This is a genomic window from Mesorhizobium sp. M1027 (assembly GCF_040318745.1).
Taxonomy (GTDB): domain Bacteria; phylum Pseudomonadota; class Alphaproteobacteria; order Rhizobiales; family Rhizobiaceae; genus Mesorhizobium.
In genome coordinates this window covers 145,810-170,814 of record NZ_JAMYMW010000010.1, presented here as the reverse complement: position 1 = coordinate 170,814, position 25,005 = coordinate 145,810, and the positions used below count along the sequence as shown (strand labels likewise).

The window sequence follows — 25,005 nt, the reverse complement described above, 5'->3', positions numbered from 1 at the left end:
CCAGTTGCCGAGCCATTCTTCAACCCTCGGCGGCAGGGTTCCGCGGCTAGCGTCGACAGCGGTCAGCCTTCGCCAGTTGCCTTTTCCGCCACGGGCTGCGGAACCGGTACCAGCTCGGCCTCCGCCTCGACCGCCTGCGCTTCGGCCGGCTTGCGCCGGTTGCGGATGAAGGCGGCGATGCGGTCGCGGATTTCGCCGGCGCTGAGGAACACCGGAACGCGCGCCACCGGCGCGGTCGGCTCGAAGGACAGGCCAAGGCCGGTGATCCTGCCCTTGTCGTCGACGTCGCGCACGATCAGCTCGATCGGACCGAGCAGCACGCGGTCGGCGTATTCGGCGTGGCCGCCGAGCCGCGTCGTGACCAGGTCGCCGATGCTGAGCTTGCGTTCCGCTTCGGTCAGGCCCGGCGCATAGGCGGTCTCCAGTTCCTCGGCGGAGCGTGACGGATCGACAGCGAAGGCGCCGAAGAAGTCGGCATCCTCGGGATCGACCACGGCACGGCTGGCGAACAGCTTGTCGAGCAGGCGCGGATAGCGGTCCGGCACGAAGATGTAGACGTGGTCACCGGCCGCCAGCCGGCCCATATCCTGGAAGCGCATCGAGCGTCCGTCGCGCAACACAAGCGATGGCCGCGCCCAGCGCGGAATGCGTTCGCCGCGCGCCACCGGGCTGCCGGGTGCCACGCGGTAGGCGAGAAGCTCATGATGGGCGGAGCCCGGCAGTTCCAATTCGACCTTGTCGAGCGGTCCCAGGCGGGCCGGCACGATAAGGCCGAGGCGGCGCGCCAGCGGCCCGACGGTCCATCCCTGGATGATCAGCGAGACCAGCACGATGATGAAGGCGGTGTTGAAGATGAGGCGGCCGTTCTCAAGGCCGCCGAGCAGCGGCGTGATGGCAAGCAGTATCGACACGGCGCCACGCAGGCCAACCCATGAGACAAAGGCGACTTCCGGGCGTGGCAGCCGGAACGGCACTAGGCACAGCCAGACCGCGATTGGCCGTGCCACAAATATCAGGAACAGGCCGAGCAGCACTGCCGGCATCAGGATCGCCGGAAATTGCGAAGGCGTCGCGAACAGGCCGAGGATCAGGAACATGATGATCTGCGCCAGCCACGACATGCCGTCCTGGAAGCGCTTGAGGATGGTGACGGCCCGGATATCGGAATTGCCGGCAATCAGGCCTGCGAGATAGACCGCCAGGAAGCCGGAGCCGCCGACGGCCCCGGCGGCAGCAAACACCATCAGCGACAGCGTCAGCACGAAGATCGGCAACAGGCCGTGATCGAGATTGAGGCGATCGACAAGACGCACAATGGCCATGCCGCCGAGAATGCCGATGACCGCACCGAGGCCCATGTTGACCAGGAAACCGACGGCAAGATCGGTAACCAACACCTTTGCCTCGGGGTGGATGTTGGCGGCGATGACCTCGACCAGCGTGATGGTCAGGAAGATGGCGATCGGGTCATTGGTGCCGGATTCCACCTCGAGCGTGGACCGCACGCGCTCGCGCAAATTGATCTCGCCGGCGCGCAGCAGGAAGAACACCGCCGCGGCGTCGGTCGAGGCGACGGCGGCACCGAGCAGGAAGGATTCCAGCCAGGTCAGGTCGAGCAGATAATAGGCGGCGGCGCCGAACAGGCCGGTGGTCAAAAGGACGCCGAATGTCGCCAGCGACAGCGCCGGCCCGGCCGCCTGCCGCAAGGCGTTGATCGGCGTACCGAAGCCGGAATCGAAAAGGATGACCGCCAGCGCCAATGAGCCGGCAAAATAAGCAACTCGGGCGTTGTCGAAGTGGATGCCGAGACCGTCGGTTCCGGTAGCGAGGCCGATGCAGAGAAACAGCAGCAGGAGAGGGGCGCCGAAACGGAAGGCGATCAAGCTCGAAAACGCGGCGGCAACGACAAGTGCTGCTCCAACAAGCGTCACCAGATAGATACCATGCTCCATTCGTTGGTCGCCCCTAGTCGATATGCTCCGGCATCACGGGAGAGTGGGGCGAAGACATGGCCGCTGCAAGGCAGCAGCGTGGCTTTTTGCCCCACGCTGCCGATCGTCGAAAGTTTTGGCATTCCCAAGCAGCAGAGCGTGCGTCAGCGGTTCGTGCTGCAACGAAAAACGCCCGGACTGAGCCGGGCGTTTTCCAGGTCGAGAAGATGATTCTGCGATCAGGCGATGGTCTTGCCGAAGGCGACGGCGGTATCGCCCATGCGATTCGAGAAGCCCCACTCATTGTCGTACCACGACAGCACCGAAACGAAGTTGCCGTCCATGACCTTGGTCTGGTCGAGCGCCACGATCGAAGAATGCGGATCGTGGTTGAAGTCGATCGAAACATTGGGGTGACGGGTAACGGCGAGGATGCCCTTCAGCTTGCCATTTGAGGCAGCGATCACCGCGTCATTGATCTCCTGGACGGTGGTCGGCCGCTTGGCGATAAACTTGAAATCGACGAGCGAAACGTTCGGCGTCGGCACGCGGATGGAGATGCCGTCGAGCTTGCCCTTGAGCTCGGGCAGTACCAAGCCGATGGCCTTGGCGGCACCGGTCGAGGTCGGAATCTGCGACAGCGCGGCGGCACGGGCGCGGTAGAGGTCCTTGTGCATAGTGTCCAGCGTCGGCTGGTCGCCGGTGTAGGAATGGATCGTCGTCATCATGCCCTTTTCGATGCCGACCGCCTCATTCAGCACGGCCGCCAGCGGCGCCAGGCAGTTGGTGGTGCAGGAGGCGTTCGAGATGACGATGTGGTCCTTGGTCAGCTTGTCATGGTTGATGCCATAGACGACGGTGAGGTCGGCGCCCTCTGCCGGAGCGGAGACGAGAACGCGCTTGGCACCGGCGGTCAGATGGGCGACGGCCTTGTCGCGGGCGGTGAAGATGCCGGTGCATTCGAGCGCGATGTCGATGCCGAGCTCCTTCCAGGGCAGTTGCGTCGGATCCTTGATCGCGGTGACCTTGAATTTTTCCTTGCCGACGATGATCTGGTCGCCGTCAACCGTCACCTCATGCGGAAAGCGTCCATGCACGCTGTCGAAGCGCAGCAGATGTGCGTTGGTCTCGACCGGGCCGAGATCGTTGACCGCGACGACATCGATATCCTTGCGGCCGGATTCATGGATGGCGCGCAGAATGTTTCGGCCGATGCGGCCGAATCCGTTGATGGCAACTCTGACGGTCATTGTTCTCTCCCTGGGAGTTGGAGGCCGAAGATCAAGTCCGCAGCTTCATAACGGCGGACGGGCAAAGAATCCAGCCGCCGAGGCTTGGATTTAAATCGATTAATGCTCCACCGCCCGGCAAAACCGCTATGCCAGCCTTTGCCGGTCGGGGCTCACCTTCATTTGCGGTGCAGACGGGCTTCCGCCGCCTTCACCGTTGCTTCGGCGGTGATGCCGAAATGCGGGTAGAGCTGTTCGATAGTGCCGGAGGCGCCGAAGCCGGTCATGCCGATGAAGATGCCGTCGGTGCCGATGAAGTGATCCCAGCCCTGGCGGATGCCGGCTTCGATGGCAATCTTGACCGGCGCATTGCCGATCGTCCTGCTGCGATAGTCGGCGCTCTGCTTATCGAACAATTCGAAGCACGGCACCGAGACGACGCGGGTCGCATGGCCGTGCTTTTCCAACGCCTCGCGGGCGGCCAGCGCGATCTCGACCTCGGAGCCCGAAGCGAAGATCGTCACCGCGGCTTCACCGCTCGCGGCGGCAAGTTCATAGGCGCCGCGGCTGCTGAGGTTTTCCGCAACGAAGTCGTTGCGTACCGTCGGCAGGTTCTGCCGGGTCAGCGCCAATGTCGAAGGCGTCTTTTCCGACTCAATGGCCAACTGCCAGCATTCCGCGGTTTCGACCGCGTCGGCCGGGCGGAAGACATTGTGGTTCGGGATGGCGCGAAGTGCTGCCAGATGCTCGACCGGCTGATGGGTCGGGCCGTCTTCGCCAAGGCCGATCGAATCATGGGTCATGACGAAGATCGAGCGAATGCCCATCAACGAGGCAAGCCGCATCGCCGGACGGGCATAATCGGAAAAGCACATGAAAGTGCCGCCATAGGCGATAATGCCGCCATGCAGCGTCAGCCCGTTGAGCGCGGCCGCCATGCCGTGCTCACGAATGCCGTAGTGGACATAGCGCTGGCCATAATCCTCGGCGGTGATGTTCTTGGTCTGGCTGGTCTTGGTGTTGTTGGAGCCGGTCAAATCGGCCGAGCCGCCGATGGTTTCGGGCACGGCGCCGTTGATGACCTCCAGCGCCATTTCCGATGACTTACGGGTGGCGACCTTCGGCTTGTCGGCGGCGAGCTTCTTCTTGTAATCGCCAATGACGGCGTCGAAGTTGGCCGGCAGCGTGCCACTGATGCGGCGTTCGAACTCTGCGCGCAATTTGGCGTCGGCCTTGGCAAGCCGGCTTTCCCAGTCGGTGCGCGCCTTGACGCCGGTCCGCCCGGCGGTACGCCATGCGTCGAGGATATCGGCCGGAACCTCGAAGGGCGGATAATCCCAGCCGAAGAATTTTCTGGCGCCAGCGATTTCCTCGGCGCCGAGCGGCGAGCCATGCGCCTTGTTGGTGCCGGCCTTGGTCGGCGCGCCGAAGCCGATCGTCGTCTTGCAGGCGATCATCGTCGGCTTGTCGGAGTGGCGGGCCGCTTCGATGGCATAGGCGATCGCTTCCGGGTCCTGGCCGTCGATATGGCTGGCATTCCAGCCGGACGCCTGGAAGCGGGCGACCTGATCAGTGTTATCGGCGAGCGACACCGGGCCATCGATCGAGATGTTGTTGTTGTCCCAGAAGACGATCAGCTTGTTCAGCTTCAGATGCCCGGCAAGCGCGATGGCTTCCTGGGATACGCCTTCCATCAGGCAGCCGTCGCCGGCCAGCACATAGGTGTAGTGGTCGACGAGATCTTTGCCGAAAGCGGCATTCATGATGCGCTCGCCGAGCGCGAAGCCGACCGAATTGGCAAGGCCCTGGCCGAGTGGGCCGGTCGTCGTCTCGATGCCGGCTGCATGGCCGTATTCCGGGTGGCCCGCCGTCCTCGACCCCAATTGGCGGAACTGCTTGATCTGGTCGATGGTGATGTCTTCGTAGCCGGTTAGATAGAGCAGCGAGTAAAGCAGCATCGAGCCGTGGCCGGCCGACAGGATAAAGCGGTCGCGGTCCGGCCAATGCGGGTTTTTCGGATCGTATTTGAGAAAGCGGGTGAACAGCACCGTGGCGATGTCGGCGCAGCCCATGGGCAGCCCGGGGTGGCCGGAGTTTGCCTTCTCGACGGCGTCCATGGCGAGAAAACGGATCGCATTGGCCATCCGGTCATGTTGTTCGCGCGAGGTCATGCTTCCTCCAAAATGGGGGTTTGGGCCTTGGGAAAGCCCTTGAAAAGGGTGCGCGACACATAGCAGGCGCGGCCTTTTAGTCAACAAATCGGTGTACTTTTGCCGGTCTTGTGATGGCCATGCGCGACTTACATTAGCGTTAGCAGGGGACAGTCGCGACAGCTTTATTGACGTGCGGTTCACACGACGGGTAATGTTTCAGGGATAACGCGTTCTGAACGTGGATGATTCGGTGATGGGCAGGGCGCAGGACGAAAGCCATGACCGGGGAAACGACCCTCAAGGAAGTCATTGCCAGGCTGGGTAAGGCCATCGAAGGGCTGGAAAACGCCGTCGCGGCCAAGCTCGAGCACGAGCGGGACTATTCGGAAGCCGAGGCCGAAGTGCAGCGGATGAACGCCGACCGCTCGCGGCTGGCGCAGGAGCTCGACAATTCCGAAGCTCGCGCCGAACGGCTGGAAGATGCCAACAAAGAAGTGTCGCGAAGGCTGGTGACAGCCATGGAGACCATCCGCGCGGTACTGGACAGGTAGGCTAATGGCACAAGTCACGGTTTCCATCGACGGCAAGCAATATCGGATGGCCTGCGACGAGGGCCAGGAAGAGCATCTGATCGATCTTGCCGAGCGCTTCGACCGCTATGTCTCGCATCTGAAGGATTCTTTTGGCGAGATCGGCGACCAGCGGCTGACCGTGATGGCCGGCATCATGGTCATGGACGAGCTTTCGGAACTGCAAAAGCGCGTCAAGGGCATGGAAAGCGAAGTGCTGACGCTGCGCAAGACGCGCGACGATGCACTGACCAAGGCCGATAAGAACGATTCCGTGCTGACCGGGGCGCTCGGCGCGCTGGCCCAGCGCATGGAAGACCTGGCGACGACGCTGGCAGTGAGCAAGGCCTGAGCCAGCGCAGCGAAAATTCCTGCGGCATTTGCCGAGAAGCAATGAAAATATTTCGCCGCCGGCCTTGATGCCGGCGCAACAGGCATTTGAAGGATGACGCCGGAGTGATAGAAAGGCAAAAGCAGCGCCGGTCAACGCCGGCTGCGATCTGCACTCACAGGGTAGGGACACGCCATGAGCCTTCGTATCAACGATATCGCACCGGACTTCACCGCTGAGACCACGCAAGGACCGATCAGCTTCCATGAATGGATCGGCGACGGCTGGGCAGTATTGTTCAGCCATCCGAAGAACTTTACGCCGGTTTGCACGACCGAACTCGGCACGATGGCCGGGCTCGAAGGCGAGTTCAGGAAGCGCAACGTCAAGATCATCGGCATCTCGGTCGATCCCGTCCAAAGCCATGAAAAGTGGCAGAACGACATCAAGACCGCGACCGGTCATTCGGTGAACTACCCGCTGATCGGCGACAAGGATCTCAAGGTCGCCAAACTTTACGAGATGCTGCCGGCGGGTGCCGGCGAGAGCTCGGAAGGCCGCACGCCCGCCGACAATGCCACGGTGCGTTCGGTCTACGTCATCGGGCCCGACAAGAAGATCAAGCTGGTTCTCACCTATCCGATGACGACGGGCCGCAACTTCGACGAAATCCTGCGCGCCATCGATTCCATGCAGCTGACCGCCAAACACCAGGTGGCGACGCCGGCGAACTGGAAGCAGGGCGAGGACGTCATCATCACCGCTGCCGTCTCCAATGAGGATGCCATCAAGCGCTTCGGTGCCTACGAGACGATCCTGCCATATCTCAGGAAGACCAAGCAGCCTTCCGCCTGAGCAGGCAGGGGCGGCACGGAGAATTTTCGGTTTTCCTGACCCTATGAGCATGAGGTGCTTGACGGCGCTTGGTTGACGGACAACCATGCCTTTCATTTGCCGTGGCAGAGAAAATCCTTCCTGCCGTGGTGAGGGGCGAAGGAGGCTGGGATTGGACGCATTATCGGCCAGGTCGCAGGTCACCGGCTTCTATGACGAGCCGAGCGGGTCCGTCCAGTATGTGGTCGCCGACATGGCGACCCGCAAATGCGCCATCATCGATCCGGTGCTCGACTTCGACGAAAGGTCCGGTGCAACGGCAACGAAGAACGCCGACGCCCTGCTCGACTTCGTCAGGGAAAGCGGGCTGGAGGTCGAGTGGATCCTCGACACGCATCCGCATGCCGATCATTTCTCCGCCGCCCATTATTTGAGGGGGAGAACCGGAGCGCCGACGGCAATCGGCGAAAAGGTCATCGACGTCCAGAAATTGTGGAAGGTGATCTACAACTGGTCGGAATTCTCCGCCGACGGTTCGCAATGGGATAGGCTATTCGCCGACGGCGCAACTTTTTCGGTCGGCGGCCTTCCGGCGAGAGTGCTGTTCTCGCCGGGCCACACACTGGCCTCGATCACTTACGTCATTGGCGACGCCGCCTTCATCCACGACACGTTGTTCATGCCGGATAGCGGCACCGCCAGGACAGACTTTCCGGGCGGCAGTGCCGAGCGGCTCTGGCGTTCGATCGAGGACATCCTGGCGCTGCCGGACGAGACACGTCTGTTCGTCGGTCACGACTACCAGCCGGGCGGTCGCGAAGCGCGGTGGGAAAGCACGGTCGCGGAGCAGAAAGCCAGCAACATCCATGTTGCCGGCGGCAAGACGGAAGCCGACTTCGTCGCGCTCCGCCAAGCCCGCGACAGGACGTTGCCGATGCCGCGGCTGATCCTGCACGCGCTGCAGGTGAACATGAACGGCGGACGCCTGCCGGAACCGGAATCCAACGGACGGCGCTATCTGAAGTTTCCGCTCGATTGCCTGTGAGGAGATGGGTCGCTGGCACTACAGTGCCATCCAAACTGGGGCCGCCTCATCGTTCTGCGACGGTCATCCAAGTTATTGATCGTTATTGATCCTGATTCGATTTTTGCGATGTTTGAATCCGATAGGTCCAGACGGGAAGACGGTGGCGGCAGCCGGATGAGGAGCGGCGCAGAACGCCAGCTAGGTGTTTACTCTGCGTCAGGGTTTTGTTCGGCGGGCTAAATGTTCATACGTGATTTGCCAAGGGTCGCTCTCGGAAGATCTTTCCTCGCCGATCCAATGGAAGTTGTTGGCAGTGATCTCTGTGAAACGCCAACGAGTTTTCAGACCGCGCGAGTCATCGCCGAGCTGGACAATGTCCTTACCCTCGGCTCGGCCGATCTGGCGCGAGTGATCCCGGTTGAGCGGGTCGTTCCATATGATGTGCCAGCCATCGATCCCAGGGTCGAAGATGCGCAGGGTAGTGCCGTACATCGTGGACGGCGCAGGGCGCTTGGGCCTGATCCAAACGTCCTGAATCGCGCGGCCTTCGAGCACCCAGCCAAAATGGCATTCGCCATCCCATTTCTGGATTGTGCCGTCGTCGAGATAGCGGACCGAGTCCATTTCCCAGCTTCCAATTAGCCATCCATAGAGGGCCATGTCTTTTGCACGATCGGCTGGGGGACCTTCGGATCCAAGAGCGGTCAGAAACGGGGAAATCGTCATCGTCATACTGCCTTTCGTTTTCAATAGACGAGCTCAACTGCCCGGCGCAGCCCCGGCGGCTCGTTGTCGCGCCGCCTGCCGCGAGCGCCGGGTTGTGGAATGCCGCGGTCGGCGCCGCAACATTGCCGCCACAGCTTGCAGTCTTGCGGTTTTCAGGGCTTGGGGAAAATTGCGGTAATGCCGCTATCGATGCGATCGTCTGGAGACGCCATGGCAAGGCTACTGAGCAGTTATGGCGGCGGATCGGACATCCGCGAAGGCGCCGCGGAACCGGCAACCCGCTAATGCATGTCGCGCAAAAGTGTGCAGCGGTTTTGCGATAACGACATGCATAAAAACAAGAATCTAAAGCGCGTCGCACAAGGCCGGCCGAACGCGACGCGCTTTAGAAAAAACGGCGGCGCCAGTTACCTGACGCCGCCGTTATTTGTTTCTACCGGAAGGTCTTACGCCGCCGGCTGCGCCTCGATGGTGCGCAGCGCCTGCGTCTGGCGCTTGGCCGCGGCCTTGACCGCGTCCTGCACCTTCTCGAAGGCGCGCACCTCGATCTGGCGCACGCGCTCGCGGCTGATATCGAACTCGGCCGACAGCTCTTCAAGCGTCAACGGCTCATCGGCGAGGCGGCGCGCCTCGAAGATGCGGCGTTCGCGGTCGTTGAGCACGGCAAGAGCGCCCGACAGCATGCCGCGCCGGTTTTCCAGCTCGTCCTGCTCGATCAGCATCTCTTCCTGGCTTTCGTGGTCGTCGACCAGCCAGTCCTGCCATTCGCCGGACTCGCCTTCACTGGCCCGGATGGGCGCATTGAGCGAGGCGTCGCCCGACAGACGGCGGTTCATCGACACGACTTCCGCTTCCGAGACGTTCAGCCGGGTGGCAATCTCGGTGATCTGGTCGGGCTTCAAATCGCCTTCGTCGAGCGCCTGGATCTTGCCCTTCACCTTGCGCAGGTTGAAGAACAGGCGCTTCTGGTTGGCGGTGGTGCCCATCTTGACCAGGCTCCACGAGCGCAGGATGTATTCCTGGATAGAGGCCTTGATCCACCACATCGCATAGGTGGCGAGACGGAAACCGCGCTCCGGTTCGAATTTCTTGACGGCCTGCATCAGGCCGACATTGCCTTCCGAGATCACCTCACCGATCGGCAGGCCATAGCCGCGATAGCCCATGGCGATCTTGGCGACGAGCCGAAGGTGGCTGGTGACGAGCTTGTGCGCAGCCGTGGTGTCCTCATGCTCGGCATAGCGCTTGGCGAGCATGTACTCTTCCTGCGGCTGAAGCATCGGAAAGCGGCGGATTTCTTCCAGGTAGCGGCTGAGACCGCCTTCGCCGGAAACGATACTGGGTAATGACTGGGCCATGATAGCGCCCCCTCTCTATTGGAGTGATGCCCCCGAAACGCGGCGGGCATGTGGCGCGAATGCCAAAGGCACATTCGCGCCAACCGACATATATAGGAACAAAACCAGAAAGACAGGCATTTGTTCAACACGAAACAGTGTGTCACGTTGAAGTGAACAGCGCCGGTCAGGTTTTCAGGTGGTTGGTTCAGAGCTTGCGGAAGCCGTCGACAAGTTCCTCCATGTCCCACGGTATCGGTGCTTCGAACCTCATCGTTAGATGGGTATCCGGATGCCGAAATGCAAGGAGGCGGGCGTGCAAAGCTTGTCGCGGAAACGCTTTTACCTTGCTTCTTAGCGGCTCGGGCAACCGATTGGCCTTGGTGCGGAAAGCCTGGCCGTATTCGGGGTCGCCAATCACCGGATGGCCGATATGGGCCATGTGGACGCGTATCTGGTGAGTGCGACCGGTTTCCAGCCGGCATTCGACCAGGCTCGCCGTGGCGAATTCCTGCTGCTGCTCGCCAAAGCGCTCGACAACGGTGAAATGCGTGACGGCGTGGCGGGCATCGTCGCGGCCTTGCGGCACCACGGCGCGGCGTACCCGGTCGGCGGCGCGGCCGAGCGGCGCGTCGACCGTCCCGGTCGGCCTTGCCGGTATGCCCCAGACCAACGCCAGATACGCGCGCTCGAGATCGCCGGTCAGGCCGTGGTCGGCAAAGGCCTCCGACAACGCCTTGTGGGCGCGATCGGTCTTGGCGACGACCATGACGCCACTGGTCTCCTTGTCGAGGCGGTGGACGATGCCCGGCCGTCTCACCCCGCCGATGCCCGACAGGCTATCACCGCAATGATGGATCAGCGCGTTGACCAGCGTGCCGGTCCAGTTGCCGGCGCCGGGATGCACGACCAGCCCGGCCGGCTTGTTGATGACGATCAGCTCGCTGTCCTCGTAGAGGACGTCCAGCGCAATATCTTCGCCTTGCGGCTCCGCCGGTTCCGGCTCCGGCATGTCGACCGACACGCTGTCACCTTGTGCCATCTTGCGCTTCGTTTCGTCGACCTGCCTGCCGCCGATCCTGACGGCGCCCTGCTTTATCAGCATCTGTACCCGGCTGCGCGACATGTCGGGGCCGAGCCTGGCCGCCAGCCATTGGTCGAGCCGCTGGCCGGCCGCATCAGCGCCCGCCTCCAGGACGATCGGTCCGGCCCCTATTAATTGTCTGACCTCTTCGTTATGAGCGCTCATCGAAAACAGTTCCGGAATCTGCTGCCATGGCCCGGCCGCTTGCCGACGAAGACGAGGAAAAGCCGCTCGACCCCGAGGTCGAAAAGGTGCGGAGGAAGCTCGTCCGCTTCGTCGCCATCAATCTCGGCCTGCTGTTCCTCGCCCTTATGGTGGTGATCGCAGCACTTGTCTACAAAGCGCGCAACGCGCCGCCTACCGCCCCTCCGCTAAGCAGCGACATCCAGGTGCCGATCGGCGAAACGGTCAACGGCGACATCGTGCTGCCGGTCGGCGCCAGGGTGATCAGCCAATCGCTCTCCGGCAATCACCTGTCGATCGACGCCGAGCTGCCCGACGGCAGCCGCGCCATCTTCGTCTATGACATCACCGAGCGCCGCATCGTCGGGCGTTTTTCGATCAGGAACAAATGACCGGTTTTGCCGAACACCGCAGCATTGCCACGGTCGCGCTTGTCGTCGCAAATTATGACGAGGCGATCTCGTGGTATGTCGACCAACTGGGTTTTGTCCTCACCGAAGATGTCGATCTCGGCGGCGGCAAACGCTGGGTCACGATCACGCCGCGCAAAGGGCAGGGCGCGCGGCTGCTTCTCGCCGAAGCATCCGGCGATGCGCAAAGGCACGCCGTCGGCAACCAGACCGGCGGGCGGGTCTTTTTGTTCCTCGAAACCGACGATTTTGCCCGCGACCATGCGCTGATGCTCGAAAAAGGCGTCGAGTTCCGCGAAGCGCCACGCCATGAGGCTTATGGCACGGTCGCGGTCTTCGCCGACCTTTATGGAAATCTCTGGGACCTGATCGAGCCAAAACGATAGGCTTGCAGCGGATTTTTCGTCTGTGCGAGCAGTGGCCCTGAGCCTAGTTGCTTTTTCCCAGCCGTCAGCCTATATCGCCGGTTCTTGAACGCGCCCATCGTCTAGCGGTCAGGACACCGCCCTCTCACGGCGGGAACAGGGGTTCGATTCCCCTTGGGCGTACCAAGTCTCTCCAAGCTCTCGGCAAACCATCAATCCGATCCATCGCCTTAGGTCGCGGCGGATTTGGCTCATTGCCGCTTCTGACGCAGCGGAGCCGATTGCATTAGTATTGCATCATGGGTCTTGCGGCACAGAATTAGCGGCGCGCAGAACGTCGCGCTGAACAGGGCAGTCGATGCCACGCGGGGAGGAGCCAGATATAGAAACTACAATCGCCAGGCGTCCATCACGCTGGTCGGCACTGCCTGGAGCCGACCTGAGCTACAGCGGCCGGCGGCGGATCGTTTTGGCGAGCTCGGCGAAGGCGCCTCTCCCTTGAAGGGTGGATGCCGGGAATACTCGGCCCTTAGCACCGGCCAGCGAAGCTGCGCGCGACGCGCATGGCTGGGCTCTAAACGCGCCATACTCCAGTTGCAGTATCGTAGTTTCTTTGCCGTTCGAACTTCTCTCATGGTTTCGCACGATACCAAGATGTGCTGCGAACGACACATCCACGGCGCGCTCAACCATTCGATCTATTCCGGCAAGCCGAAAAGTGTTTGCGCGCCTGCTATTCCTCCGAGCGGATGACTGCCCATGGCGATCATCGGCTCGGTAGTTTCTGCCTCGAACACTGTCGACGCGAGCACCGTCCGTCCCAACGGCTTGCACAGCCCTTCGATGCGGCTGACAAGATTTACAGCCTTGCCGATCGCGGTGAAGTCCAACCTGCCGGCAGTGCCGATATTCCCCCAGAGTATCTCGCCGACATGCAGGCCAATGCCATATCCGAGCTCGGGGCCGCCATTGCGGCGCCGAGTTTGGTTGAGATGATCTATCCCGGCGCGCGTGGCCTTCACGGCGCGTATCGCAGCGTCACATGCGGCATTTGCATCGCGCTCGCCAATCGGGAAAATCGCGAGGACGCCATCACCTATAAACTTGAGAACCTCACCACCAAATGCGTGCACCGCGCCGGCGACGCAATCGAACCAGGCATCAAGTACCAATACGATCTCGTCTGCATCATGAACCTCGGATAGATCGGTGAAACCTCGAAGGTCCGCGCACAGAAGCGCAGCCCGTATCGTCTCTCCCTTTACTCGACGCGAATGACCGTTGAGCACATGTGCTGCACTGCGCTTTCCCAAATATGCTTCGAGCAATGCGCGTTTCGCGGACCGTTCTGCGAGTGCGGTCATCGGAGCCGCAGCAAACCGGGAGATTTGCCGCAGCAGCTCTGACTGCGCCTCATCCGGAGTATGATCGAAGGCCCACACCAAAGTCGGTGCGACACCGCCCGCTCGCTCGTCGAACATGATCGCCCGCGTCGTGCCAAGCCACTCCCGCAGCACGAGCCGGGGATCGGCATTCTGACGGTCGGCGCCTATTCCCAAAGCCTCGACCACTTCACCCCCAGGCGCTCGCCAGAGCCAGATACGGCGTGAAATGATTGGGTCGGGAGCATCCTGCGCCAGCGCGCCGGCGATGATCGGCAAGCCGTCTTCCATCAAATGCGTTGAGAGCTGCAATAGAAGTCGCCCACCGTCGCCAATATGCGCGGCGTCGTCCAGAAGGAATGAAAGCGACTTTGCGAGAAGCATCGGTAGAAGGTCACTCGGCACCGGCTTATGCTTACGCCTCGAACATCTTCTTGCAACTCCCCATATTCGCTTAAATAGCACGGTATTCGATGCGGATGTGACCTGGAGTGAGCTATGGCGGAATCGGTTTACACAGAGATTGAGGTCGCCGCGCCACAAGCGACCGTGTTCGCGCTTTTGACGGATCCGGACCAGATCGTGCGATGGATCGGGACCGAAGCGAATTTGGATGCAACGCCGGGCGGTCTGTTCCTCGTCAATGTCGGTGGTCGCCATATGGCGCGCGGTGAGTTCACCGAGGTGATCCCGGTCCACCGTCTTGCCTACAGTTTTGGCTGGGAAGACAACGAGACCGTGCCGCCCGGCTCCAGTCATGTCGAGATCGACCTGATCGCGAGGGATGCGGGGACACTGATCCGCTTCACGCACAGCGGACTGCCGAACGCAAAGGAGCGTGACAGCCACCGAAGGGGATGGGAGCACTACCTCTCAAGGCTGAAGATCACTGCCGATGGGGGACATGTCGGCCCCGACGTGCCGATGAAGAATATGTGATTTCATCTAAGGGCCGCGGATGCCCGTAATCCGAACCAGGCGCGGCATGCGTCAACGAGGCCCCTTTGACCTGCAGTCGCCAAACCGGCCGCTCGGGAAACCCAGCGACCTGCGGGCCGCCGCACCATTACAGCTGCCGGCGACGGATCGTTTCAGCGAGCTCGGCGAAGGCGTCCGCGATCCCGGTGCTGCTCTTGGCGCCTGCGTGGAGTTCTTAAAACTCAGCGCTTCTGGCGCAACGCCTCGGATTGAATTAGCATCCGTTCATCAAAGCTCCGGCCGAACTCCTGCAGGATGCGGAATGCGGAGCGCAGGCGCGCGAGGCCGGGCGCGGTCACATGCCGGGCGCCGATCCAAGCGCGACTGGGCATCCGAACTTCCGTTCGGCGGCAAGACGGCGTGGCCGGGAGGAGTCAGATGCAGAAGCTGCAGTCACAAGGCGTTCATCACATCACGCTGGTCGGCGCCGGGCGTCAGACCTCGATCGATTTCTGGGAGGGCGTGCTCGGCATGCCTTTCATCTTCGAGCAGCCCAACCTCGACAAAGCCACCGAAAGCCATCTCTATTTCGATCCGGGCGATGGCCGGCTGATCACCGTCTTCACCGACGAGAGCCGCACGCCGGAGAAACGGCGCACGCCGACCGATACGGGCTGCGTGCATCACATCGCGTTTGCGGTGTCGCGCGTCACCTTCCTGCAGGCGGTCGCCCGGCTCGACGAGCGCGGCATCAAGCACAGTGGCGTCAAGGATCGCGGCTTCATGGACTCGATCTATTTCGAGGATCCGCTCGGCCTGCTGATCGAGCTCGCCTCCTACCGCTTCGAGCCGCCGGCCGGCTTCAGCCATGCCGACGTGCTGATGCAGGCGCACAAGCTGCGTGTCGCGCGCGGCGACTACAACATCGCCGAAGTGCACCTTGCCGATGCGATCCAGGCGCTGGTCGAGCGTTCGCGCACGACCTTGTCGGAGGATCGCGCACCGAAAAATCCGTACTGACGGCACGCCGAACAAAGGGAGGATATAATGGCAAAGACAGCAACCATGAGTGCAAAGAAGCCCGCGGCCAAGGCAGCCAGGCCAGGAGCGAAGCCGGCGGCCAAAGCCGCCGCCAAGTCAGCGGCGAAAGTGGCAAAGCCGGCGACGAAAGTCTCCACCAAAAAGACCGCGAAGGCCAAGGCGAAACCGGCGAAAAAGCCGGCGCTCACGCTCAGCATGCTGAAGCCGAGCGTCAACAATATGAGCGTTCGGGTGTTTGCACGCGCCGCCGGGCTCGACCATTCCGAGACCGACGTATGGGGCCTCACGCGCTCGCCCGAATACATGGCGCGAAACCCGGCCCATTTGACGCCGATGATCGAGGACAAGGGCCTGCCGAGAGGTGTCTTGTGGGAAAGCTGCGCCATCATGCAGTACCTCGCCAACAAGCACGGCCTGGAGAAACTATATCCCAAGGCGCCGGCCAAGCGGGCAATGATCGACAGTGCCATGTTCTACCTGATCGGGACGCTCTACCCCTATGTGGCGCGCGCCACCTATCCTGCACTGAATTTCCCGCAATATGCCGGCGAGGTCGGGCACAGCGACGCTCATCCCGACAAGAAGTCGGAAGCCCAGAAGGCCGCTATAGAAGCGATAGCCGAGCCGCTGGAGGTGTTTCACTCCTTCTTCAGGAACGGCAAGCCGTTCATCGGCGGCAAGGACCCGTCGATCGCCGACATCCGTCTGGCGGCGACGCTCGAGTTCCTCGCCGTCATCGACTATGCGTTGCCCCAATGGGCAAAAGACTATATGGCGGCGATCGAGAAGAAGCTCGGCAAGGCCTATGCCGAGCCGGCCGGCGACGTGCGCGGCTATATCGCCTATGTGAGGTCGCAGGCCAACGCCTGAGGCACATGCCAATAGCGGTCGTCCGCACGTCTGCAGGAGCCGGTAATGAATTGGGGATTTTTTTAATCTCCCCTGTTTGCACGATGTGGGGAGCTTAAGGTTTCGTTAACCTAAACCCTTTCTACTGAATCCACCTCCAGCCCGCGACCACGGATGTACTGGCGCGGATGGGAAGCAAAGGTCGGCTGCGCGCCGGCCTTTTGCTTATTTCAGCCCCTGCCGAAGTTGCGCCAGACGGCGTTTCACGACGCCTGCATGGCTGATGAAACGCGTCGCCGCCATCTTGTCATCGCCGCCGTCGGCCCTACCATCGAAGTTCGTCCCGTCCTCGAGGGCGGTTCAAGGACAGAGGCCCTGCCATGAAAAGCATTGCTGGAATGATCGTGATTGCAGGCGCCATGCTGGTGGGCGCAACCGGTCAATCGAATGCAGCGACGCTCAACACCATGCCCGAGGTCGGGGCTGCCATCCAGGCGTGCTGGACCCCTCCGGCGAATGCCGGGAATTCCACCGTCACCCTGAGCTTCAGCTTCAGGCGCGATGGCACGCTGATCGGCCGGCCCAAGCCGACCGCCATCCGCGTCGCCGGCGAGGAGAAGGCGCGCCAAGCTTTTGTCGACGCGGCGGTCGCGGCCGTGGACCATTGCCTGCCGTTGAGCTTTTCACCGGCGCTGGCTCAAGGCATCCCGGGCAAGGTGTTCACTCTGCAATTCAACTCGCCCAAACAAGAACAGGCTGCACCGCGAGTGAAGGCTTCGCCTTGATCTTTTCCAAAAACCGGATTCCACTTTTCGGGATCTAGTGGCGGCTTCGTCTGGCCTCGACATGTCGCGCCAGTTCCGGCATCTCGAAGACATAGTCGCTCCAGGCCGATTCCGGAATCTGGCCGGCGAGATAGCACTCCAGCAAAAGCCTCTGCTCGTGATCGAGTGGCCTTGGTGCGCGTTCATGGTCCAGCCCAAGTGAATGGAACAGATTCCTGGTCAGCCCCGCGACAGTGAAGTGGATCGACATCTTCGGTCTCCTCCTTTGGCCGCTCAACGCCGAACCTGGGGCTAAGGTTTCAGCAACGGCCGGCCGGCAACGCCGGATTGATCGCGGTGCGGAACCAGCCGCGCGCTTCAAATTTCGCCGTGGCGGGCGTCGTTGCTGCCGGTTCGTCTCAATCTTGAAATAAAAATGTAATATTGAATTCACGCGAGTGGATTTACTACACTAGAACTGAAGTCTCCGATGGTGTTGTGGTCTACTTCAATTAGGTATAACTGATTTAGCCAGCACTTATCCATAGTCGACAAAGAAATCCTGTTCTCGGTGCAACAAGGACAATGGTCGTTCCAATGACACGCTTCTGGTTCCTCACGATTCTGATGCTGGTGTCGGCAATAGCCATTGCGCTCGGGACATCCTTCTCCTACGCGGATAGCTGCGGTGCTATCAGGAGCCAATTGTTTTCGGCGGGGCGCAGCGGCGGGACCAGCCCCGAGCTTGCCCGACTGCGCCGGCAACTCGCCGCGCTTCAAAAGCTGGAGAGACAACGCCGATGCACGGCAAAAACGGCCGGCTTCTTCTTCAACCCCTGCGCCGACCTGGTCGCCAGCAAGGCGGAGGTGCAACGCCAGATCGCCAGACTGTCGAATTCGGGCAGGGACACGTCCGGATTGAAGGCCAGGTTTGTCGCGCTGGGCTGCGCCGCCCCCGCTGCCAAGAAACAGCCGGCGCAGCAGCGCACAGCACCCAAACCCCAATTCGCAGGCGCAACAATGGGCGGCAATCGGATGCTGTTTTGCGTTCGCTTGTCGGACGGATATTTCTTCCCCGCGCCAAGATCGCAGTTCGCCAAGAGCGACGATCTGAAGGAAACGGTCGATCAGTGCCGCTATATCTGCGACGATGCCGGCGTCGACCTCTACACGCTGAGCGACGCCACTCGCGAGACTGAAGAGATGGTCGCGCTCCAGTCGGGAAAACCCTATGTGGAGCTACCTGCCGCGTTCCGGTACCGCGACGACGCGAACTTCAAGGCCTGCGACGTCAAGCGCTATTATCGGCGCGTCGCCGAACTCAGGGCACGAACCGTGACACCGGCCAACATGACCAACGCCATCATTCCTTTGCCGACGGCAAAGCCGGATTTTGGCATCGTCGCGGAAATTCCTGAATCCGGGATCGAAACCGCCGGTGCCGTTCCTGCAGAGGCAAAAACGCCGGTTGCCGAGGTGCAAGGCGCTGCCCAGCATCAGTCGATCGAAAGGGCGATCGGCGCGCGGCCGGTGAGAGTGGTCGGGCCGGCCTTTTTCCCGGCGAACTGACCTAGGCGGGCGATGTTCCGAGACGGCGAACTTTTGACCGGATAGCCGCTTCGAGGCGTAGGGCCGTCGACCGACGTCGGCTGGTTATTCGCAGACCATGCGGGCACGTTTGCCGGGCTCGCTGACGTTCCTGCAAGTTAGCGCCTTCGTCGGCTCCGGCGACAGCACGGGTGGGTTGTTGGTGGCCCTCCTCCGTGGCGCTGCAACGGAAGCTGCATTCCTGCGCATCGCCGGCCTTTTCGTCGTTTGCGGCGCCACTGGAAAGACGTCGGTCTCCAGTTGCGACTGTTCGGCTTGCGCCTGCGGCGAAGGACGGTCCCAGAACCGGCGAACATCGAGCGGCTTGGGAATGATCACGGTGCCGTCATAGCTGCGAGCGCAGCCGCTTCCCAGAGGCAGCGCCAGGCACAGGAAGACAGGCAGAATCCGTCGAGACATCAGCAATACCCCTGCAAGCTTATAACGCCGCTTCGGCCTAACCGACAACCGGCGGAATAGGGCGAAGGGAGTAGATACCGTGAAGTAGAAGTCGTCGCGCTTCCCGTCGAAGGCCTTGCTCGAAGATCGAGCGCCGAGTCGGGCGCGAATGGGGATCCAGCGCGAGTTAGAAACTTGCGATTCGTCAACGCTTCCAGCGTAAGGCCATGGTGCGATCGCACCATACCAAAGCCGCGCTCAGTGGCGACAATGGGATGTTCGAAGTTCCGCTCCTCCAGTTACGGGCGGGAGCAGCGACCGCCGGCAAGAAACAGGGTCAGATTTACCCCAACGGACCTGTTTCGGCGATGGCGCGGCCATGACACGTTCTGGCTGCATGCAACGCGCTCCCGTCCGGTTTTTTTCTTTTAAAGCCGGTGGCTGCGATCGCCGAGCCGACGATGCCGGCCGGAAATCACGCAAGCTGCTGATTCCAGCGGCAAACCGCGGCCCATGCCGACAAAGCCCGCGGCCGCTCCTTCTTAACCCGGCTGGACGACGTTACCGGAGCGACATGAAACTGTCATGCGACTGTAATAATCGGGGGCTATTGGCCTCAGCGGGCGCCGGAGGAATGGCGCCGAGAGACCATATTCCGAACAGGAGCAGGCCACATGAGACATTTCATCCGCTCGGCGGCCGTTGCGATTGCAATGGCGGCGACGACCACCCTCACTCTGTCCGCCGCGCTCGCCGCGGACATCTCCGGCGCCGGCGCCACCTTCCCCTACCCGATCTATGCGAAGTGGGCCGACACCTACAAGAAAGACACCGGCGTTGGCCTCAACTACCAGTCGATCGGTTCCGGCGGCGGTATCAAGCAGATCAAGGCCAAGACCGTTACCTTCGGCGCTTCGGATGCGCCGCTCAAGGGCGACGAGCTTGAAGCGTCCGGACTGGCTCAGTTCCCGATGGTGATGGGCGGCATCGTTCCGGTCGTCAATCTCGAAGGCATCAAGCCGGGCGAGTTGGTTCTCGACGGCCCGACGCTGGCCGACATCTTCCTCGGCAAGATCACGAGCTGGGATGACGAGGCGATCAAGAAGCTCAATCCCGACGTCAAGCTGCCTTCGCAAGCGATCGCGGTCGTTCACCGTTCCGATGGTTCGGGCACGACGTTCAACTTCACCTATTACCTCGGCGACGTCAGCGCGGACTGGAAAGAAAAGGTTGGCGTCGACAAGGCCGTGGAATGGCCGGTCGGCATCGGCGCCAAAGGCAATGAGGGCGTTGCCAACAACGTCTCCCAGACCGGCGGCGCGATCGGTTATGTCGAATACGCCTACGCCAAGCAGAACAAGCTCACCCACACCGACATGATCAACAAGGACGGCAAGAAGGTCGAGCCCACCGCAGCCGCGTTCTCGGCGGCAGCGGCCAATGCCGACTGGAGCTCGCAGCCGGGCTATGGGGTGATCCTCGCCAATGAGCCGGGCGCCGAGTCCTGGCCGATGACGGCGGCGACGTGGATCCTCCTGTATAAGAAGCCGGACGACGCCGCGACCACCGGCGAAGCGCTCAAATTCTTCGCCTGGGCGTATGACAAGGGCGACGAGATGGCCGGCGAGCTGGACTACGTTCCGATGCCCGACAAGGTGGTTGAGAGCGTCAAGGCCATGTGGGCCAAGGAAGTCGTCGGCGACGATGGCAAGCCGCTCTACTCGGCTATGTAATCTCCTCCAGGGAGGGCGTCGACGGCGCCCTCCCTGTTGCCTTTAATCGCGAGGACCCAATGACCATCGCTTCCGATGCCATGCCATCATCTGCAGCAGCCCGGGCCAGGGACGCTACGGTGCGGCGCTTCGCGCTCACAGATGCCATATTTCGCGGACTCACCCGCGCTTCCGCAATCCTTGTGCTGGTCATCCTCGGCGGTGTCGCGATCTCGCTGTTTGCCGGCTCATGGCAGGCGCTGTCGTCCTTCGGCTTTTCTTTCCTGACGACTGAGAGCTGGAATCCGGTCACGGAAAAATTTGGCGCACTGGCGCCGATCTACGGCACCCTGGTAACGGCGGCCATCGCCATCCTGATCGCGGTTCCGATCGGCATCGGCATTGCGATCTTTCTCACCGAGCTCTGCCCGCGCCCGCTCAGGCGCCCGATCGGCATAGCGGTCGAGCTATTGGCCGGCATTCCCTCGATCATCTATGGTATCTGGGGCCTGTTCGTGTTCGCGCCATTCCTGCAGACGACGATACAGCCCTTCATCATCAACATCTTCCACGGCGTGCCGGGACTATCCAGCCTTTTCGCCGGCCCTCCTTACGGCATCGGCCTTCTGACCTCGGCGCTGATCCTCGCCATAATGGTGTTGCCCTTCATCACCTCGATCACCAAGGATGTCTTCGATACGGTGCCGGCGGTGCTGAAGGAATCGGCCTACGGCATCGGTTGCACGACCTGGGAAGTGACCCGGCGCGTGGTCATTCCCTATACCCGCATCGGCATCATGGGCGGCGTCATGCTTGGCCTCGGCCGGGCACTCGGCGAAACCATGGCGGTGACTTTCGTCATCGGCAACGCGCATCGCATCAGTGCCTCCCTGTTCGCACCGGGCACGACGATTTCGGCGACCATCGCCAATGAATTTACCGAGGCCGACGGCGACCTCTACACCTCCTCGCTGGTCGCGCTCGGCCTGATCCTGTTCGTCATCACCTTCCTGATCCTTGCCGCCGCCCGCTATATGCTGATGCGGATCGACGCCCGTACGGGAGCCTGACCGATGTCGACATCCTCATCGCTCCACAGCCGCCGCAAAGCCAGGAATTCGGTGATGATGGCGCTTTGCGTCGTCGCCGCCGGCATCGGGCTTGCCTGGCTGGCGCTCATCCTCGGTGCGTTGGTCTATAAGGGCACAGCCGGGCTTTCGTTCGCGGTCTTCACCGAGATGACGCCACCACCGGGCGAGGCCGGCGGCCTGCTCAATGCCATCGCGGGCAGCCTGCTGATGACGATCATCGCCGTTGTCGTCGGCACGCCGATCGGCGTGCTGGCGGGAACCTACATGGCCGAGTATGGACGCTTTTCGCGCATCACCACCGTCGTCCGCTTCATCAACGACATCCTGTTGTCGGCGCCGTCGATCATCATCGGCTTGTTCGTCTATGAATTGATGGTGCGGCCAATGGGACATTTCTCGGCCATTGCCGGCGCCGTGGCGCTTGCCATCCTGGTCATTCCGGTGGTCGTGCGCACCACTGAAGACATGCTCAACCTGGTGCCGAACGCGTTGCGTGAAGCCGGTGCCGCGATCGGCGCGCCGCGCTGGGTGGTGATCCGTTCGGTCGCCTACCGCGCCGCATTGTCCGGCATCGTCACCGGCATATTGCTGGCGATAGCACGCATTTCCGGCGAGACGGCGCCGCTGCTCTTCACCGCGCTCAACAACCAGTTCTGGAGCAGCAATATCAACGCGCCGATGGCCAGCCTGCCGGTGACCATCTTCCAGTTCGCTCTCAGCCCTTACGAGGAATGGCAGCAACTGGCGTGGACCGGCGCACTCATAATCACCCTGACGGTTCTGGGCTTGAGCATCCTCGCCCGCAGCCTTACCGGACGCAGAGAGGACAGATGACACAGATGTTGTCTCCGGACATGACGATGACCGAAACGGTCACCGAGAAGACGAAGATCGAGGTCAAGAACCTCAACTTCTACTACGGCCAGAGCAAGGCGCTGAAGGACATCAGCCTGTCGCTGCCCGAGCGCAGCGTCACGGCCTTCATCGGCCCTTCGGGTTGCGGGAAATCGACGCTGCTGCGCGTCTTCAACCGCATCTACGAGCTCTACCCGAAACAGACCGCCGAGGGCCAGGTGCTGCTCGACGGCAAGAACATTCTCGACCGGTCGCAGGATCTCAACCTCCTCAGGACAAAGATCGGCATGGTATTCCAGAAGCCGACGCCGTTCCCGATGTCGATCTACGAGAACATAGCCTTCGGCGTCAGGCTCTACGAGAATCTCGGCAAGTCCGAGATGGACGGCCGCGTCGAGCAAGCGTTGAAGCGGGCCGCGCTGTGGAGCGAGGTCAAGGACAAGCTAAACGCCAGCGGCTTGAGCCTGTCCGGCGGCCAGCAGCAGCGGCTCTGCATTGCCCGCACCGTGGCAGTGAAGCCGGAAGTCATTCTGCTCGACGAACCGGCTTCGGCCCTCGACCCGCTGTCGACGGCCAAGATCGAGGAACTGATCGACGAGCTGCAAGCCGACTACACGATCGTCATCGTCACCCACAACATGCAGCAAGCGGCGCGCGTGTCGCGCCAGACCGCCTTCATGTATCTGGGTGAACTGGTCGAGTTCGACCGGACCGAGAAGATATTCACGTCGCCCCGCGAGAAGCGCACGCAGGACTACATCACTGGCCGCTTCGGCTGAGCCGTTCCGATCATGCATATGAGGACAGGACCATGGGCGAACACACAGTCGCTTCTTTCGACGAGGATCTCGAGCAGATCAGCAAGCTGATCCGCGACATGGCCGACCTCGCCGGTTCGATGGTCGGCGGGGCGACCAAGGCCCTGTTGAATTCCGACAACGTGCTGGCGCAACGCGTCGTCTCTGACGACGCCATCATGGACGCGCGTCAACGCGAACTGGACGACCGCGCCATCACCCTGATCGCCAAGCGCCAGCCAATGGCTCACGATCTGCGCCATGTCGTCGGAGCGATCCGCATGGCGGGCGACCTCGAACGCATCGGCGACCTTGCCAAGAATATCGCCAAGCGTGTGAGCGCGGTCGGCCTCAGCGTCACGCCGCGCGACCTATCGCATTCCATCGATGCGATGGCGCAGCTGGTGCTCATCCAGGTGCAGGGCGTCATCGAGGAGTATGCTGCAGGCGATGCGGCCGCGTTGGCCAAGCTGCGTGCCGCCGACGAGCGCATCGACGTCAAATACACGTCGGTGTTCCGCGAGCTGTTGACCTACATGATGGAGGATCCGCGCAACATCACCGCTTGCACGCATCTGCTGTTCTGCGCCAAGAATCTGGAGCGGATCGGCGACCATGTCACCAACATCGCCGAAAATGCGTATTATGTGCTGACCGGCGAGCAATTGCCGGTCAACCGTCCGAAGCAGGACGAAACGACAATGTCCGCGCCGGTGACATGATGGGGGTGCCCAGCCGATGATCGCACCACGCATAATGGTGGTGGAGGACGAGGAGCCGTTGGGCGTGCTGCTCCGCTACAATCTCGAATCCGAAGGCTACCAGGTCGAGGTGGTGACACGCGGCGACGAAGCCGAGATCCGTTTGCAGGAGAATGTGCCCGACCTTCTGGTGCTCGACTGGATGATACCGGCGGTTTCCGGCATCGAGCTCTGCCGCCGGTTGCGCGTGCGCCCCGAAACCGAGCGGCTGCCGATCATCATGCTGACCGCGCGCGGCGAGGAGAGCGACCGGGTGCGCGGTCTTTCGACCGGCGCCGACGACTATCTTGTCAAACCGTTTTCGACACCGGAATTCATGGCCAGGGTCAAGGCGCTGCTGCGGCGCGCCAAGCCGGAAGTGCTGTCCAGCGTGCTGAAGGTCGGCGACATCGTGCTCGATCGCGAATCGCACAGGGTCTATCGCAAGAAGAGCGAGATCCGGCTCGGGCCGACCGAATTCCGGTTGCTCGAGTTCATGATGCGGCATCCGGGCCGCGTCTTCTCGCGTAGCCAGTTGCTCGATAATGTCTGGGGCGAGACGATCTATATCGACGAACGCACCGTCGACGTGCATGTCGGGCGGCTGCGCAAAGCCGTCAATAACGGCCGCATGCCGGATGTCATCCGCACCATCCGCGGTGCCGGCTATGCGATCAGGGAAGATTGACCC

General features: G+C 61.8%; 26 protein-coding genes and 1 tRNA gene. 18 read left to right on the top strand and 9 right to left on the bottom strand.

Annotated features, from left to right (window positions below):
• Positions 1–62 precede the first annotated feature (62 nt).
• From NKH50_RS20520 to tkt, 3 genes are all read right to left on the bottom strand, one after another.
• Positions 63–1,952 carry a potassium/proton antiporter gene (locus NKH50_RS20520; protein ID WP_352880711.1) on the bottom strand — a complete coding sequence of 630 codons (1,890 nt, stop codon included), beginning with the start codon at positions 1,950–1,952 and terminating at the stop codon, positions 63–65.
• A gap of 218 nt (positions 1,953–2,170) precedes the next feature.
• Positions 2,171–3,181, bottom strand: coding sequence for a type I glyceraldehyde-3-phosphate dehydrogenase (gap, locus tag NKH50_RS20515; RefSeq protein ID WP_023678507.1), 1,011 nt, complete (start codon positions 3,179–3,181; stop codon positions 2,171–2,173).
• A gap of 158 nt (positions 3,182–3,339) precedes the next feature.
• A complete protein-coding gene (gene tkt, locus NKH50_RS20510) occupies positions 3,340–5,331 on the bottom strand; it encodes a transketolase (protein WP_352880709.1) in 1,992 nt (663 codons plus the stop codon).
• 260 nt (positions 5,332–5,591) lie between these two features.
• Here tkt and NKH50_RS20505 point away from each other — a divergent pair, with 260 nt between their 5' ends.
• The 4 genes from NKH50_RS20505 (at position 5,592) to NKH50_RS20490 (ending at position 8,092) form a co-directional block, all read left to right on the top strand.
• Positions 5,592–5,864 (top strand): DUF4164 domain-containing protein, encoded by a 273-nt coding sequence (locus NKH50_RS20505; protein ID WP_006200774.1) that lies wholly within the window; start codon positions 5,592–5,594, stop codon positions 5,862–5,864.
• Between the two features lie 4 nt (positions 5,865–5,868).
• Positions 5,869–6,234: a cell division protein ZapA gene (locus NKH50_RS20500; RefSeq protein WP_292655609.1), complete on the top strand. Its 366-nt coding sequence runs from the start codon at positions 5,869–5,871 to the stop codon at positions 6,232–6,234.
• A gap of 174 nt (positions 6,235–6,408) precedes the next feature.
• Positions 6,409–7,068 carry a peroxiredoxin gene (locus tag NKH50_RS20495; RefSeq protein WP_023678511.1) on the top strand — a complete coding sequence of 220 codons (660 nt, stop codon included), beginning with the start codon at positions 6,409–6,411 and terminating at the stop codon, positions 7,066–7,068.
• 151 nt (positions 7,069–7,219) lie between these two features.
• Positions 7,220–8,092, top strand: a complete 873-nt coding sequence (locus NKH50_RS20490; RefSeq protein WP_352704319.1) for an MBL fold metallo-hydrolase — start codon at positions 7,220–7,222, stop codon at positions 8,090–8,092.
• Positions 8,093–8,290: 198 nt separating this feature from the next.
• Here the strand turns inward: NKH50_RS20490 and NKH50_RS20485 are convergent, their stop codons facing one another.
• From NKH50_RS20485 to NKH50_RS20475, 3 genes are all read right to left on the bottom strand, one after another.
• A complete protein-coding gene (locus NKH50_RS20485; RefSeq protein WP_352704321.1) occupies positions 8,291–8,806 on the bottom strand; it encodes a hypothetical protein in 516 nt (171 codons plus the stop codon).
• Positions 8,807–9,246: 440 nt separating this feature from the next.
• Positions 9,247–10,158, bottom strand: a complete 912-nt coding sequence (gene rpoH, locus NKH50_RS20480; protein ID WP_023678514.1) for an RNA polymerase sigma factor RpoH — start codon at positions 10,156–10,158, stop codon at positions 9,247–9,249.
• Positions 10,159–10,345: 187 nt separating this feature from the next.
• Positions 10,346–11,386, bottom strand: a complete 1,041-nt coding sequence (locus NKH50_RS20475; protein WP_352634141.1) for an RluA family pseudouridine synthase — start codon at positions 11,384–11,386, stop codon at positions 10,346–10,348.
• A gap of 26 nt (positions 11,387–11,412) precedes the next feature.
• On the opposite strand from NKH50_RS20475, the gene NKH50_RS20470 reads away from it, so the two are divergent.
• From NKH50_RS20470 to NKH50_RS20460, 3 genes are all read left to right on the top strand, one after another.
• Positions 11,413–11,796, top strand: a complete 384-nt coding sequence (locus NKH50_RS20470; protein ID WP_352634139.1) for a fimbrial protein — start codon at positions 11,413–11,415, stop codon at positions 11,794–11,796.
• Positions 11,793–12,200: a VOC family protein gene (locus NKH50_RS20465; protein WP_352704323.1), complete on the top strand. Its 408-nt coding sequence runs from the start codon at positions 11,793–11,795 to the stop codon at positions 12,198–12,200. The genes NKH50_RS20470 and NKH50_RS20465 overlap by 4 nt, the downstream gene beginning before the upstream one ends.
• Before the next feature lie 90 nt (positions 12,201–12,290).
• A tRNA-Glu gene (locus tag NKH50_RS20460) sits at positions 12,291–12,365 on the top strand.
• A 512-nt stretch (positions 12,366–12,877) separates the two neighbouring features.
• Here NKH50_RS20460 and NKH50_RS20455 read toward each other — a convergent pair.
• A complete protein-coding gene (locus NKH50_RS20455) occupies positions 12,878–13,945 on the bottom strand; it encodes an adenylate/guanylate cyclase domain-containing protein (RefSeq protein ID WP_352704325.1) in 1,068 nt (355 codons plus the stop codon).
• 114 nt (positions 13,946–14,059) lie between these two features.
• On the opposite strand from NKH50_RS20455, the gene NKH50_RS20450 reads away from it, so the two are divergent.
• From NKH50_RS20450 to tolA, 4 genes are all read left to right on the top strand, one after another.
• On the top strand, positions 14,060–14,500 hold the full coding sequence (locus tag NKH50_RS20450; protein WP_352687306.1) for an SRPBCC family protein: 441 nt from the start codon (positions 14,060–14,062) through the stop codon (positions 14,498–14,500).
• Between the two features lie 417 nt (positions 14,501–14,917).
• On the top strand, positions 14,918–15,499 hold the full coding sequence (locus tag NKH50_RS20445) for a VOC family protein (RefSeq protein ID WP_352687308.1): 582 nt from the start codon (positions 14,918–14,920) through the stop codon (positions 15,497–15,499).
• Positions 15,500–15,526: 27 nt separating this feature from the next.
• On the top strand, positions 15,527–16,390 hold the full coding sequence (locus NKH50_RS20440) for a glutathione S-transferase family protein (RefSeq protein WP_352687310.1): 864 nt from the start codon (positions 15,527–15,529) through the stop codon (positions 16,388–16,390).
• A 377-nt stretch (positions 16,391–16,767) separates the two neighbouring features.
• Positions 16,768–17,154 (top strand): cell envelope integrity protein TolA, encoded by a 387-nt coding sequence (tolA, locus tag NKH50_RS20435; protein ID WP_352704433.1) that lies wholly within the window; start codon positions 16,768–16,770, stop codon positions 17,152–17,154.
• A 34-nt stretch (positions 17,155–17,188) separates the two neighbouring features.
• Here the strand turns inward: tolA and NKH50_RS20430 are convergent, their stop codons facing one another.
• A complete protein-coding gene (locus NKH50_RS20430) occupies positions 17,189–17,404 on the bottom strand; it encodes a hypothetical protein (RefSeq protein ID WP_254816566.1) in 216 nt (71 codons plus the stop codon).
• 326 nt (positions 17,405–17,730) lie between these two features.
• On the opposite strand from NKH50_RS20430, the gene NKH50_RS20425 reads away from it, so the two are divergent.
• Complete coding sequence (locus tag NKH50_RS20425; protein WP_352880704.1) at positions 17,731–18,702, top strand: DUF2865 domain-containing protein; 972 nt, start codon at positions 17,731–17,733, stop codon at positions 18,700–18,702.
• A gap of 84 nt (positions 18,703–18,786) precedes the next feature.
• Here the strand turns inward: NKH50_RS20425 and NKH50_RS20420 are convergent, their stop codons facing one another.
• Positions 18,787–19,140, bottom strand: coding sequence for a hypothetical protein (locus NKH50_RS20420; RefSeq protein ID WP_254816568.1), 354 nt, complete (start codon positions 19,138–19,140; stop codon positions 18,787–18,789).
• Between the two features lie 653 nt (positions 19,141–19,793).
• Here NKH50_RS20420 and pstS point away from each other — a divergent pair.
• The 6 genes from pstS to phoB are packed head-to-tail and all read left to right on the top strand — an operon-like array spanning position 19,794 to position 25,002.
• A complete protein-coding gene (pstS, locus tag NKH50_RS20415; protein WP_352505022.1) occupies positions 19,794–20,852 on the top strand; it encodes a phosphate ABC transporter substrate-binding protein PstS in 1,059 nt (352 codons plus the stop codon).
• A 59-nt stretch (positions 20,853–20,911) separates the two neighbouring features.
• Complete coding sequence (gene pstC, locus NKH50_RS20410) at positions 20,912–21,901, top strand: phosphate ABC transporter permease subunit PstC (protein WP_254816570.1); 990 nt, start codon at positions 20,912–20,914, stop codon at positions 21,899–21,901.
• Between the two features lie 3 nt (positions 21,902–21,904).
• Complete coding sequence (gene pstA / locus NKH50_RS20405) at positions 21,905–22,756, top strand: phosphate ABC transporter permease PstA (RefSeq protein WP_023720929.1); 852 nt, start codon at positions 21,905–21,907, stop codon at positions 22,754–22,756.
• Positions 22,753–23,556, top strand: coding sequence for a phosphate ABC transporter ATP-binding protein PstB (pstB, locus tag NKH50_RS20400; protein WP_254816571.1), 804 nt, complete (start codon positions 22,753–22,755; stop codon positions 23,554–23,556). Before pstA ends, pstB begins: the two co-directional genes overlap by 4 nt.
• Before the next feature lie 32 nt (positions 23,557–23,588).
• Positions 23,589–24,296, top strand: coding sequence for a phosphate signaling complex protein PhoU (phoU, locus tag NKH50_RS20395; protein WP_254816572.1), 708 nt, complete (start codon positions 23,589–23,591; stop codon positions 24,294–24,296).
• A 16-nt stretch (positions 24,297–24,312) separates the two neighbouring features.
• Complete coding sequence (phoB, locus tag NKH50_RS20390; RefSeq protein ID WP_031212149.1) at positions 24,313–25,002, top strand: phosphate regulon transcriptional regulator PhoB; 690 nt, start codon at positions 24,313–24,315, stop codon at positions 25,000–25,002.
• The last annotated feature ends 3 nt before the right edge of the window (positions 25,003–25,005 follow it).